The sequence below is a fragment of the Acinetobacter sp. AR_0276 genome (assembly GCF_003000705.1).
In the GTDB taxonomy this organism is placed as follows: Bacteria; Pseudomonadota; Gammaproteobacteria; order Pseudomonadales; family Moraxellaceae; genus Acinetobacter; species Acinetobacter nosocomialis.
Map to the genome: position 1 here is coordinate 3,211,586 of NZ_PSQO01000004.1, position 12,860 is coordinate 3,224,445.

Annotated in this window: 15 protein-coding genes; 11 read left to right on the forward strand and 4 right to left on the reverse strand. The window is 39.4% G+C overall.

The features are described 5' to 3' along the window. The first annotated feature begins 1 nt into the window (after position 1). From CSB87_RS16260 to CSB87_RS16305, 11 genes are all read left to right on the forward strand, one after another. Entirely contained in the window at positions 2-541 is a 540-nt protein-coding gene (locus CSB87_RS16260) for a KdsC family phosphatase (protein WP_004709751.1), read from the forward strand. Positions 542-578: 37 nt separating this feature from the next. After that, positions 579-1,127 (forward strand): LPS export ABC transporter periplasmic protein LptC, encoded by a 549-nt coding sequence (lptC, locus tag CSB87_RS16265; RefSeq protein WP_002051045.1) that lies wholly within the window; start codon positions 579-581, stop codon positions 1,125-1,127. After that, a complete protein-coding gene (gene lptA / locus CSB87_RS16270; protein ID WP_002051027.1) occupies positions 1,111-1,659 on the forward strand; it encodes a lipopolysaccharide transport periplasmic protein LptA in 549 nt (182 codons plus the stop codon). Before lptC ends, lptA begins: the two co-directional genes overlap by 17 nt. Further along, positions 1,659-2,405 (forward strand): LPS export ABC transporter ATP-binding protein, encoded by a 747-nt coding sequence (lptB, locus tag CSB87_RS16275; protein WP_002051056.1) that lies wholly within the window; start codon positions 1,659-1,661, stop codon positions 2,403-2,405. The genes lptA and lptB overlap by 1 nt, the downstream gene beginning before the upstream one ends. 167 nt (positions 2,406-2,572) lie before the next feature. Continuing rightward, positions 2,573-2,725 (forward strand): hypothetical protein, encoded by a 153-nt coding sequence (locus CSB87_RS19895; RefSeq protein WP_171338747.1) that lies wholly within the window; start codon positions 2,573-2,575, stop codon positions 2,723-2,725. Positions 2,726-2,777: 52 nt separating this feature from the next. Then, positions 2,778-4,244, forward strand: coding sequence for a TolC family protein (locus CSB87_RS16280; protein WP_009498825.1), 1,467 nt, complete (start codon positions 2,778-2,780; stop codon positions 4,242-4,244). Then, positions 4,241-6,376: a type I secretion system permease/ATPase gene (locus tag CSB87_RS16285; RefSeq protein ID WP_106105115.1), complete on the forward strand. Its 2,136-nt coding sequence runs from the start codon at positions 4,241-4,243 to the stop codon at positions 6,374-6,376. Before CSB87_RS16280 ends, CSB87_RS16285 begins: the two co-directional genes overlap by 4 nt. Positions 6,377-6,379: 3 nt before the next feature. Continuing rightward, positions 6,380-7,570: an HlyD family type I secretion periplasmic adaptor subunit gene (locus tag CSB87_RS16290; RefSeq protein ID WP_004887960.1), complete on the forward strand. Its 1,191-nt coding sequence runs from the start codon at positions 6,380-6,382 to the stop codon at positions 7,568-7,570. A 93-nt stretch (positions 7,571-7,663) separates the two neighbouring features. Next, entirely contained in the window at positions 7,664-8,263 is a 600-nt protein-coding gene (locus tag CSB87_RS16295; RefSeq protein WP_004887958.1) for an IMPACT family protein, read from the forward strand. Beyond that, positions 8,256-8,867: a chloramphenicol acetyltransferase CAT gene (locus CSB87_RS16300; protein WP_004887956.1), complete on the forward strand. Its 612-nt coding sequence runs from the start codon at positions 8,256-8,258 to the stop codon at positions 8,865-8,867. The genes CSB87_RS16295 and CSB87_RS16300 overlap by 8 nt, the downstream gene beginning before the upstream one ends. 155 nt (positions 8,868-9,022) lie before the next feature. Continuing rightward, the gene (locus CSB87_RS16305) at positions 9,023-9,865 is read left to right on the forward strand and encodes a universal stress protein (RefSeq protein WP_004887954.1); all 843 of its coding nucleotides are present in this window, start codon (positions 9,023-9,025) and stop codon (positions 9,863-9,865) included. 116 nt (positions 9,866-9,981) lie between these two features. Here CSB87_RS16305 and CSB87_RS16310 read toward each other — a convergent pair whose 3' ends face one another. The 4 genes from CSB87_RS16310 to CSB87_RS16325 all read right to left on the reverse strand — a co-directional run bounded on the left by CSB87_RS16310 (position 9,982) and on the right by CSB87_RS16325 (position 12,852). Beyond that, on the reverse strand, positions 9,982-10,650 hold the full coding sequence (locus CSB87_RS16310) for an O-methyltransferase (RefSeq protein WP_004887952.1): 669 nt from the start codon (positions 10,648-10,650) through the stop codon (positions 9,982-9,984). 139 nt (positions 10,651-10,789) lie between these two features. After that, a complete protein-coding gene (locus CSB87_RS16315; protein WP_006580609.1) occupies positions 10,790-11,509 on the reverse strand; it encodes a D-Ala-D-Ala carboxypeptidase family metallohydrolase in 720 nt (239 codons plus the stop codon). 132 nt (positions 11,510-11,641) lie between these two features. Next, positions 11,642-11,965, reverse strand: coding sequence for a ferredoxin FdxA (gene fdxA, locus CSB87_RS16320; RefSeq protein ID WP_002051033.1), 324 nt, complete (start codon positions 11,963-11,965; stop codon positions 11,642-11,644). 356 nt (positions 11,966-12,321) lie between these two features. After that, a complete protein-coding gene (locus tag CSB87_RS16325; protein WP_079377141.1) occupies positions 12,322-12,852 on the reverse strand; it encodes a GNAT family N-acetyltransferase in 531 nt (176 codons plus the stop codon). Between the last annotated feature and the right edge of the window lie 8 nt (positions 12,853-12,860).

The window sequence follows — 12,860 nt, forward strand, 5'->3', positions numbered from 1 at the left end:
CATGGCATCGTATGCATTGTTAGAACAAGCACGTCATTTGCAGGCATTGGTTCTGGATGTTGATGGTATTTTAAGTGATGGCTTTGTGACGTTAACTAACACGGGCGATGAAATTAAATCATTCGATATCCGTGATGGTTTGGGTATGAAACTTGCGCAACAAGCGGGCATGAAAGTCATCATTATTACTGGTCGAAAAAGTAATATTGTTGATAAACGTATGTCTGATTTGGGTGTAGACCTCGTTTTTCAGGGTCGTGAAGACAAAGGCTCGGCACTTCGCGAAGCTTGTGCACAGTTTAATATTTTGCCTTCAGATTGTTTATATATGGGCGATGATTGGCCAGATCTTTCAGCATTTGCGATTGCAGGAATGAGTGTTACCGTTCCAAACGGACATGAAGAAGTGCGCCGCCGTGCGCACTTAGTGACCCAAGCAATGGGTGGTCGTGGAGCTGTTCGTGAAGTCTGTGATATGTTGCTGATCGCAAAAGGCATTTACCAGGAACTTCTTGAAAAATATCTTGCAGTACCGCATTAATAACAAGATTACTTAAAAAGGTAGGCTATTCCTGCTCATGGATACCAGAGTTTTATATATTGTTGCTGTAGTAGTTGCTGCTGTGAGTGGTGGTTATTACTACTATAGTGGCAAGGCAAAAAAACTGGACATTGGTTCGGCGAAGAATATGACGTATTCGGCGCAGGGCGTCCATTTGACTCAAACTGATGACAAAGGCAATTTGTATATTCGTGCTGAAGTTCGTCAGCTTGAGCAGGATATGCAACAAAAAACGTCAAAGTTGGATCAACTTAACGCCTCTATGTATAAATTAGGTAAAGTTGATGCAACATTCTTTGCTAAACAAGCTTATGGATATGATGATAATCAAAAGGTTGTGTTATCGGGCGATGTGGTCGCAACCAAGATTGCACCTCAAGGAACCATTGAGTTCCAAACCGATGAACTAACAGGTTATCCAAAAACCAGAGACATTGAAACAAACCATCAAGTGGTTGTTCAGTCTCCACAAGGCGAGTTTGTGAGTAAAGGATTAAAAGGCAATTTGAATAACGGTCAGTACGAATTTTTTAATATTCGAGGAAAGTATGCACCAAAGTCTTAATTTAAAACGTTCTTCAGCTTTCCTAAAACAAGCTGCGGTAATTACATTCGTTGCTTTATCATCTGCTTCGACTTTTGCTTTGCCGTCTGACCGTAATCAACAAATTTCATTGGTCGCAGACCGTGCAACTTATAATGACAAAACTGGTTTGACCACTTACACGGGTAATGTTGTGATTGAGCAAGGTACGATGAAGCTTCAAGCTGACTCAATTGTTGCCAATCTAAACTCGAAACGTGAAATTCAAGTGATTACTGCCAAAGGCCGACCAGCTAAGTTCCAACAGCAAATCAATGCCAATAAAGGTGTTGCACGTGGTGAAGGGCAAACGATTGTCTATAATGCAGATACAGGCATTATTACTCTGTCTGGCGGCGCATACTTATACCAAGATGGTTCAAGTATTCGTGGTAATTCTCTGAAATATAGTATGAACAAAGGTGATGTTGAAGCTCAAGGTTCTTCTTCAAACCGTGTACAAATTATTATTCCACCTTCAAGTTCTAAAAGTTTCCCAGGAGCGCGTGACTAATGCAGCAAGCTCTTCAACAACCGCAAACTTTGTGTATTAAGCACTTAGCCAAAAACTATAGTAAGCGTTGGGTTGTCAAAGACGTCTCTTTTAGTATGCAAAGTGGACAGATTGTTGGTTTGCTTGGTCCTAACGGTGCCGGAAAAACGACCAGTTTCTATATGGTCGTTGGGCTTGTGCGTATGGATAAGGGCGAGATTCATCTTGATGACCTCGATATGTCAGATCTAGCGATGCATGAGCGTGCGCGTAAAGGTATTGGTTATTTGCCTCAAGAAGCTTCTATCTTTAGAAAGTTGACGATTGCTGAAAATATTATGTCGATCTTAGAGACGCGTAAAGATTTGAATAAGCAACAACGCCAACAACGTCTTCATGAGTTGTTAAACGACTTTAAAATTAGTCATATCAAAGATTCATTAGGAATGAGTGTATCGGGTGGTGAACGCCGCCGTGCGGAAATTGCGCGTGCTTTGGCAGCAGACCCTAAGTTTATGCTATTGGATGAGCCATTTGCGGGTGTCGATCCAATTTCAGTGGGCGATATTAAAGATATTATCCAAACATTAAAAGATCGTGGTATTGGTGTACTCATTACCGATCACAACGTTCGTGAAACTTTGGCAATCTGTGAACGTGCTTATATTGTAAGTGAAGGCTCGGTAATTGCTGAAGGCACACCACAAGAAATTTTAGACAATGAACAGGTACGTAAAGTCTATTTGGGTGATGATTTTACAGTTTAATTAAAGTCATTAATCTAATTGGTTAAAAAGAGGTCAAGGCCTCTTTTTTGTTTTTTGATGTTTTATAAATAAAAACAATTACATATACCACTCATTTAATAAAAAAATAATGTGTGATTTATTCGACCAATTATGCTGTTTTCATTGAAAAACTATGTAGAATGGAGATGCTTTTAAACGATAACAAACAAGATCAACAAGATCAACAAGATCAACAAGATCAACAAGATCAACAAGATCAACAAGATCAACAAGATCAACAAGATCAACAAGATCAACAAGATCAACAAGATCAACAAGATAAGCATGATTGGATATAACCAGAAAAGAGTGAAAGGGAAATGTAGAAAGCAGGCTTTCCTGAAAGGGCTGATGCTTTTAAGTACACTACATGTTCCTGTTGTGATATACGCTGCTAAACCAAGTGAGCAATACCACACCCTGAAAGAAAACTTGTCACAACTTTTTGTCCCTAAAAGTAGTGATGATTTTAAAGTTGCCAAGATGCACGAGCTTAGTAATTTCAAGCTAGATCGTTCTATTGTGCAGGAATTTCCAACTGTTCAACTTAATGATAAGTCGGCTTCATCTTTTTCCAACTTGCCATCTCGAACGATGACATTGCAAGATGCGGTAAAAATTGCCATTCAGCGTAGTCCAGATATTTCACAATCTATTGCAACTTTAGCAGGTCAAAATTCAGGAGTTGACGTTGCTAAAGCCGGTTACTATCCCCAGCTGGCTGGAGGAATTTCAACTGGTGATTTAAGCACTGGCGAGCGTGGTAGGCAGCTACTCACTTTAAGTGCTACTCAAATGCTCTATGACTTTGGTAAGGTCAAATCAGGTGTGAATGTTGAACAGGCTAAAGTTCAGGTTGAACAAGCGAATGTTTTAGTCAGTGTTGATACTCTAGCTTTGGATGTTGCACAAACTATTGTGAATATTCAGCGTTATCTTCAACTTAATAAAATTGCTGAGCAGCAAATTGCCGGTATTCAACGCATTCAAGACATTGCTAATCTACGAGCAAACGCCGGTGTCGCGAGTCAGGCAGATCCAATTCAGGCGCAGTCATACTTACAAGCAGCGCAGTCGACCTTAATTGCGCAGCAATCATTGTTACGTCAATATCAACAGCATTTAAGAACGTTACTCGGCGCAGATGTTACTCGTACTGGATGGATTATTTCCGAAGACCTCGTAAAGCAATCTGACCTTTATGGTGAACCTGAGTTTAATACTATTCCTAAAATGATTGCCGCACAGGCAAGTGTAGAGGTTGCTAAAGCACAAAAAGAACAAACCCGTTTAACACGTTATCCGACCTTAGCTGTTAAAGGCTCGGTCAGTCAGGCGATTAACGGTAAAAATCCAAATAATGATAAGGATGATGGCTTATATAGTTCAGTCATGTTGGAAGCAACAAGTCAGTTTTATCAAGGTGGTGCAACCGCTTCACAAGTAAAAATGGCAAGTTATGCTGAAGAAGCGGCTAAATCTAAAGTCAATTCCGTTTATCTGGATGTGCTGGATCAAATTAGAACAAGTCGTGAACAAATTGAAAATAAACAACGTCAAATGCAGGTTTTGGCAAGTCGCCAAGCAACGACGGTTCGTACACGTGAACTCTACCAAGAGCAATATAAGCTCGGTACCCGTTCACTGGTCGATTTATTAAATGCTGAACAAGCCATTCATAGTGCCAACTCAGAACTCGAATCAGCACGTTATGACATTTATAACAGCATTGTTCAATACATTGCAGCAACAGGACGTTCCCGCCAAGCCTATGGCTTAAATAATATTTCAATTCAGGGGTTCGAAGTACAACCATGATGACAAAAATAAATTACCAGCCTTGGTTACAGGCGGTCTTAACTATTGCCAAACACTACCGAATCGAACCGTCAGAAGAAAGAATTCGTTTACAACTCGACTGGAACCAAAACCAGAATCTAGATGATGTCTTGCAATTAATGACGCGTCAGGTCGGTCTTAATCTTCGTAAGGCGCCATTTTCTTTAGACTTATTAAACCCATGGCGTTTACCGGTTATGGTGGAGTTTAATGATGGACAAGTCGGTGTAATCGATAAAGCAGATACGCAAGGTAATGTGAGTATTCAGTTCAGTGGAGATCAAGGTCTTTCACAAAACTTATCTTTAGACGTTCTAAAAACGACACTCAAAAATGTCTATATTTTACGCCCTGAAACGTCTATTCCAGACGCCCGTATTGATGAATATATCAAGCCATACGAAGCTAACTGGTTCTGGTCGATTGTTTTAAGAGACTGGAAACGTTATATCGATATTATGTTTGCCTCTTTAATTGCCAATATTTTGGCATTGGCAGCCATTATTTTCTCGATGCAAGTCTATGACCGTGTTGTGCCATCTCAGTCAATCCCGACCTTATGGGTGCTGGCAGGTGGTGTACTCATTGCGGCTCTTTTCGAGTTTACCTTACGCGTTTCGAGAGTGTATTTATCCGATATTATTGGTAAGCGTGCCGACTTACGTGTCTCAGACCGTGTATTTGGCCATGCTTTACGTATCAAAAATAAAGATCGCTCTAAATCTACCGGTAGTTTTATTTCCCAGATTCGTGAACTCGAAGGTGTTCGTGAGTTAGTAACCTCAACTACTATTAGTGCAATTGCCGATTTCCCATTCTTTTTCTTGTTCCTGATTATCTTTGCGATTATTGGAGGAAAATTATTCTGGGTTATGTTGCTTGTTGTGCCGCTTATGATTTTGCCAGGTGTTCTAGTACAGAAGAAATTGGCTCAACTTGCACAAGAAGGTATGAGAGAGTCTTCAATTCGTAACGCAATACTTGTAGAAGCAGTACAGGGTATTGAAGACATCAAGCTATTACGTGCTGAATCACGTTTCCAAAACCAATGGAACCACATGAATGAAGTTTCAGCCGACATTGGTATGAGACAGCGTAAAATTGTTGGTACTTTAATGGCTTGGACCCAAATGGTTCAGGGCTTAACTTACGCTATTGTGGTGTTAGTGGGCTGTTTTGCGGTAATGGATGGGGAAATGACCACGGGTGCGCTCGTTGCGTGTTCAATTCTTTCTTCACGTATGTTGGCACCGATTGCCCAAATTACAGGGGTATTAGGTCGTTTACAGCAAGCAAAAGTTGCTAAACAAAGTCTTGATGAACTCATGCAGCGCCCAATTGATCAGGCTGATCGTGCACATTTGGTTCATAAAGCTGTTTTAAACGGTAATTACGAATTAAAAAATGTCATGTTCCAATACGGGGATGATGACCCAAAACCAAGTCTGGCAATTCGCCATTTGCAAATTCGTGCGGGTGAAAAGATTGCAATTTTAGGTCGTAATGGAGCAGGTAAATCGACATTACTTCAACTCTTATCTGGCATGCAATCTCCGACTCAAGGTGCTGTGCATCTGGACGGTTTAGATCTGTCTTTAATTGACCCATCCGATGTACGTCGTGATATGGGATTACTCAACCAGAATGCTCATTTATTTTACGGAACAATCCGTGAAAACCTGACCTTAGGTGCACCACTTGCGACCGATGAAGATATTCTTCGTGCTTTGGTCGTGACAGGCGCATTACCTTTCATTCAAGAGAAAAAAGAAGGGCTGGATCACCTCATTTTAGAAGGTGGTGTCGGTTTCTCTGGTGGTCAAAAACAAGCTTTATTACTTGCACGTTTATTAATACGTCAACCGAATATTCTATTACTCGATGAACCAACAGCAGCCATTGATGATGTTGCCGAGAAGCAACTCATTGATCATCTTAAAGGATGGTTGGCGCATCGCACATTGATTGTGGCAACACACCGCCGCGCTGTTTTAGAACTGGTCGATCGTATTATTGTCGTGAATGAGGGCAAGATCGTGATGGATGGACCAAGAGATCAAGTACTTAATCAATCAACAGCCCAACAAAAACAAGTAAGCCAAGGGGGATAATTCATGAGCGAACAACAACAAGAACTCACCCGTTCAATGAATGTATCTTATAGTGAACCACCATTACCACGTGCCAGTTTGGTCATTTGGATTGTGGGAATTGGACTCGTTATTTTCTTTATTTGGGCATGGTTTTTCCAATTAGAAGAAGTGTCTACAGGTACAGGTAAAGTCATTCCATCATCTAAAGAACAGGTTATTCAGTCTTTAGAAGGCGGTATTTTAACTAAATTAAATGTACAAGAAGGTGACATTGTTCAAAAAGGTCAAATCCTTGCTCAGTTGGATCCGACTCGTTTTGCTTCGAATGTAGGTGAATCAAGATCTTTATTAATTGCCGCTCAGGCAACAGCGGCACTTTTGCGTGCAGAAGTGAATGGTACACCGTTGGTTTTTCCTGAAATTGTAGCGAAAGATCCGAAGCTTGTACGCGAAGAGACTGCTTTATATGAGTCTCGCAAAGCTGATTTACAGCAAACGCTTTCTGGCTTGAAGCAAGCATTACAGTTGGTTCAACAAGAATTAGCGATGACTGAACCCTTAGTTGCCAAAGGCGCTGCCAGTGAGGTTGAGGTTTTACGTTTACGCCGTGAAGCAAATGATTTGCAAAATAAAATGAACGATGCACGTAACCAATATTACGTTAAAGCACGTGAAGAGTTATCTAAAGCAAATACTGACACTCAAACTCAACAACAGGTCGTGATGGGCCGTAATGACAGTTTAGAGCGTGCCGTATTTAGAGCACCTGTACGCGGTGTTGTAAAAGAAATTACAGTAACAACTCATGGTGGTGTCGTTCCGCAAAATGGTAAGTTAATGACGATTGTTCCAATTGATGAACAGTTACTGATTGAAGCTCGCATTTTGCCACGTGACATTGCATTCATTCGCCCTGGTCAGGAAGCTTTAGTAAAAATTACAGCTTATGATTATTCAATTTATGGTGGTTTAAAAGGTAAAGTTACCGTTATTTCTCCAGACACGATTCGTGATGAAGTTAAACAGGATCAATTCTATTATCGCGTTTATATCCGAACTGATACAGACAAGCTCTACAATAAACAAGGTAAGGCTTTTGGTATTACACCGGGTATGGTGGCAACGGTAGATATTCGTACTGGTGAGAAAACTGTACTCGATTACTTGCTTAAACCATTTAATAAAGCGAAAGAAGCATTACGAGAAAGATAACAGAAGAAGCCCCGAAATTCGGGGCTTTTTTTATAGGTTCGCTTCTATTAAATTCACGTTATAATTTGATTTTTATTATGCTTTATTTAATTTATGGCTTTTACGATTGCAGCACCGGTTACATTTGAAGAAGAAATTAAAAAAAGTAGATTTCAGGCTATTGCTGCGCCAGTAGAAAATGAACAGCAAGTGAAAGAATTTTTAGAATTAAATAAAGATATATCGACTACCCATCAATGTTGGGCGTGGAAAATTGGGCATAACGTTCGCTTTAATGATGATGGTGAGCCATCTGGTACAGCAGGGCGTCCAATTCTGGCAACTATTGAAGGCAACGACTTAACTAATATTATCGTCATGGTGAACCGCTGGTATGGGGGTATAAAACTGGGAACTGGTGGTTTAGTACGGGCCTATGGCGGTTGTGCTGGGCAATCCTTATTGTTAGCTGAGCGAATTGAACTTATTGAAAAGAAGACCATTCACTTTTCTTGTCATTTTAATGAATGGGCTATTTTTCAATATGAGCTTACGCAGCAGCAAATTGATTTTCAGGAAACCTATACTGCAATAGGGGTAGATATTGAAGCTAGATTACAAATCCACCAGATTGAGCCACTTGCTTTAAAGCTCCGTGATGTCACTCGTGGCCGAGAAGAATTAAAAGTTGAGGAGGAGTTAGCAGATGACTGATTCCTTACTCAAATACCGTGATCAACATAAGCACCGTTTAAATTATATGCCATGGCTATATTGGACTTTAAAGCCCAAACACCGTGCCTGGGCAGAAGAATGGCAAAAAGAATATCAGGCTTATTTAATGGATATGGAAACAGTCGAGATCGGGGAGAACTGTTTTATTTCACCGTTAGCCCATATTTTTGCCGAGCCGGGTAGGAAAATTAAGATTGGTGACAATTGTTTTATTGCGGCAGATTGTAGTTTACATGGACCGCTTGAGATTGGTAACGAAGTCGCTATTAACCACCACTGTATTTTAGATGGTGGTCGAGCTGCTATAAAACTACACGATCAAGTTCGTATTGCTGCTTATTGTCATCTATATGCCTTTGATCATGGTATGCAACTAGACCGTCCGCTTTATCAACAGCCTGTTCGTTCGCAGGGAATCGAAATTGAAAAAGATGTTTGGTTAGGCGCGCATGTTGGAGTTAAAGACGGAATTAAAATTGGTAAACACGCTGTAGTTGGTATGAATAGTATGGTGACAAAAGATGTGGAGCCGTACCATATAGTGGGTGGAAACCCAGCAAAATTTATCCGTTTAAGAGAATAATACAGTCTTAAGAATGTAATAAAATGTTTGATCTTTAAACAAAAAAGTGGATTTTAATACATAAACCTTAACATACGGATTTTTATCTATGTTAAGTTAAAGCTAAGTTATAGAAAAATCTCCAAGGCAAATAGACCTGAAGAAGAGAGGCAAAAATGAACCGTGTTATTGCGTGTATTGATTCATCACCTTGTATTAATGCTATTGCAGATGCAGCGGCTTGGGTTGCGAAAGCAACTGGACGAGAGCTTGTGTTATTACAAATTTTAGATTACTACCCAGCAAGTTATCACTTAGGTGAAATAAGTGGTGTAATCGGCTTTGAAAGCAATGCAATGTTGCTTAAAGAGTTGGCTGAATTAGAGCAAAAACAAAGTGAACTCGCTTTAGATTACAGCAATAACTTACTCAAACATATCTCTGATCTAATTAAAGAAAAACACGGAATTACATGCTCCAAAATTCAGGAAAAAGGGGATTTTCTAGAGCAAAGTTTCAATCTCTTGCATGAAAATGATATTGTTATTTTAGGGCGAGTGGGCGAAAGGGCTGCCGAAAAGCATAAACCAATTGGTAGCAATGTCGAAAACTTCATTCGAGGCGCAAATTGCACGGTTCTGACTATTGGTGAAAACTTCAAAGTACCGACACGTTTTATATTTGCTTATGAATACTCTCCTACGTGTCAAAAAATGATGCGCCGTATTGCACAAAGTGATTTATTACGGACTTTACAGTGCCATTTAGTGTATGTGGGCGATCATCCTGAAATATTGAATGAACCAGAACATTTCCTTAAAGAAGCCGGCCTAGATGTCGTCACTGTTTACCGATATGGTGATGTTGCCCAGAATATTCTTGAGTACCAACAAGAACACGGTATTCAGATTATTGTGCTCGGTGCTTTTAGCCATAGCAAAATTCATCAGTTCTTCTTGGGAAGTATTGCAACGACCATATTCCGAAACGCGACTGTGCCATTACTTGTGGCTAAATGATGAGATCAGCATATAGTTATCCGCAAATCTTGTGGATAACTATATGGAAAAGCAAGGGTAATAAAAGTAATTATTTGATTATAAATAATAAAATAGAAAAGATGATTTTTTGATCACTATTTAACAATTGCAATCGCGAAGCCGTCATGACCTTTTGAGCCAACCGTTTGTAAAGCTGTACAAGACAGAATTTGCGGATGGTTTTCTAAAGCTTTAAAGGTTTCACGAATACCTTCAATACTCGGTTTTTTGTTTTCAGGATTCAAAATATCGCCCGCACGGATGACGTTGTCTAGCACGATAATCGTACCTGATTTTGAGAACTTAAGGCTGAGTTCTAAATATTCCGGATAACCCTGTTTATCTGCATCAATGAAAATAAAATCGAAAGGCTCAATCGACTGTGGATCTATCGCTGAAAGTATATCGGCAGCACGGCCAGCTTTTAGTTCAACTTTTACAGGAAGATTCGCATGGTCGATATTTTTTTTGGCCATTTCTGCATGTGTATCGCGACCTTCAATGGTAAGCAAATAGCCATCTTCAGGCAGGGCACGTCCTAGCCAAATTGTACTGTAGGCAGCAAAAGTTCCAATTTCTAAAACTCGCTTACACTTATTCATCTGAATAAGCATTTGTAAAAACATGCCTTGGTTTGGAGCAACTGCAAGATGATTTGAAAAGCCGTGTTCGTCGGTATTTTTTAATGCAAAGTCGAGTCGGGGATCTTCGGGAATTAAATGTGAGTCGATATATTCGTCAATGTCTGTCCACAACTGCTGCATAGTCAAATTTACCTGTATATTGATAGGCGTATTTTAAACGTTTATGACTAGAGTGCAAAAATCTTCGGATTAAGAAATTTTGGTTGATTATAGAATGAGCAAATCCCCTTAAACTGAAGCGCACAAGGGGATTTATATTTTAGAAATTACACATGGAAGTATTACGGGTTAGGTCAGGTCCCCAAGTACGATAGCCTTGAGTATCAATATGGATTTGTCCTGAACTATATAAACCAATACCTAAGTTTAAACTTTGACCATGTTGGGCCCAGAACTGACACAATTTAAACTTGGTATTTTCAATAAACGCATAGTCTTGCGGTTGTGGAACTTCTGGTCCAATACGGAAATCGATGGCAGAGTTAAACAAATGTTTAGAAGAACTTGCACCACCAGCACATTGGTTTAAAGGTAAGTCACGATAAACCGAAGTCACTTCAAAGTCGGTTAAAACTTTTGCAGCAATTAAATATTTAAAGACGCGTAAGGTCGATAAAGAGTTATTCCAAAGTTCACGGTTTGGAACAGCATATTCTGAACTGCCACATTTTTGCCAATCGCGAGCTGATCTTAATAATTCAAAACTTGGTACGATGCCAGCAACATCATGACGCGCTAGAAATTTTTCGTATTCGCGTACACGTTCATAATGATCGCCAGTATTTAACCAAGCACGATAAGAAGCAGGCTCAACTTTAGGTGGAATTGGACGTTCGATAATAACGCGTTCTTGAGGAATAAAGATGCGTTTACTTGGAGAGGTTTTGCCTGTTGTTGTGTGTTGGGGAGAGCTGGCGCAACCTACCATAACCGCAGGGATTATGCATAGGGGCAGCAGACTCTGCAAAAACTTCCGCATAAGAAAAATCAAAAGCTTAATAAATATTGCGCCTATTTTAATGCAAAACAGTGCACAAATTACGAGGAATTTGCAATGAAATGTTTGAATAGGGTATAAAAAAGATCAGCGGTTGCTGATCTTTTTTTGAAATTATTTTTCTAGATACTGTAACTTATCTGGTTTGCCGTTCCATTCTTCACGGTCAGCAGGTTGATCGCCAATTTGAGTAATGTTAGGCCATTTTTGAGAAAGTTCAGCATTTAACTCAATAAATACTTCCTGACCTTCTGGTAACTCATCTTCAGAGAAAATTGCATTTGCAGGGCATTCTGGTTCACATAATGCGCAGTCAATACATTCATCCGGATTAATCACTAGGAAATTCGGACCTTCGTAAAAACAGTCTACAGGACAAACTTCTACGCAATCTTGGTATTTACATTTAATACAATTTTCAGTGACAACAAAGGTCATGGCGACAGCTACCTAAAAAATATGGTTTCATTTCGAATAGCTTATTTTAGGCAAAAAAGGGGTAAACAAACAATTGCTTTTATTGATATTGTTTATTTATACATATGAAGATAAGTTAAAACTTTGATATTCAAAGGAATGTTCTGGCCTTAAGATTGGTCAGATTGTAAAATTGAGATAAAAATATATTTTTAAAAACAAAAGGTTAAATAAATTTTTTCTGATGGGTTTAAATGTCATTTGGGTCAAGGTATCTATTTGATTAGATACCTTAAATCCGACTCTTGCGCTTAAATGCTGCTTTTATGCTGCTTTTATGCTGCATTTATAGCTAAAAAATCCTTAAATTATGGGTCTTAAAGCATACAGAGCAAATGAATGTCTTCTGGTTCTAACTCCCATAATTCCCGATCTGGATGTTTCAATACTGCCGCACCATACTTCATATAAAAGTCGACTGTACGTTTACTTGGCGTAGCTGAAATATAAAGTTGATGAACGCCCAATTGCTTGGTCGACTCTTTGGCTGCTTGCATCAGCTTTGCGCCAATACCTTGGCCTTGTTGATTGGCATCGACATAAAAATATTGCAGTAATTTAGCAGCAGGATAATCACCAATGTGTTGGTTAGATACGACACTAATGCCCACTAGCTGTTCAGCCGTATTAAAAGCACCTACAAATGAAGCACCTTGTTGATAGAGTTCTTTTAATTTTGGTGGGTCATTTTCTAAATGATAGGCATCCCAATTTTTAACATCATAAAAACAATCTATTAATTCGAGTTGATCTTGTTTTTGTATGTAGAGTTGGGTAATCAGTTCACGTCGACTAATGTGTTGCCAAATTAAATCGATCTCTTTGTATTGTAGTGGCCTTAAGAAAATAGAAATTT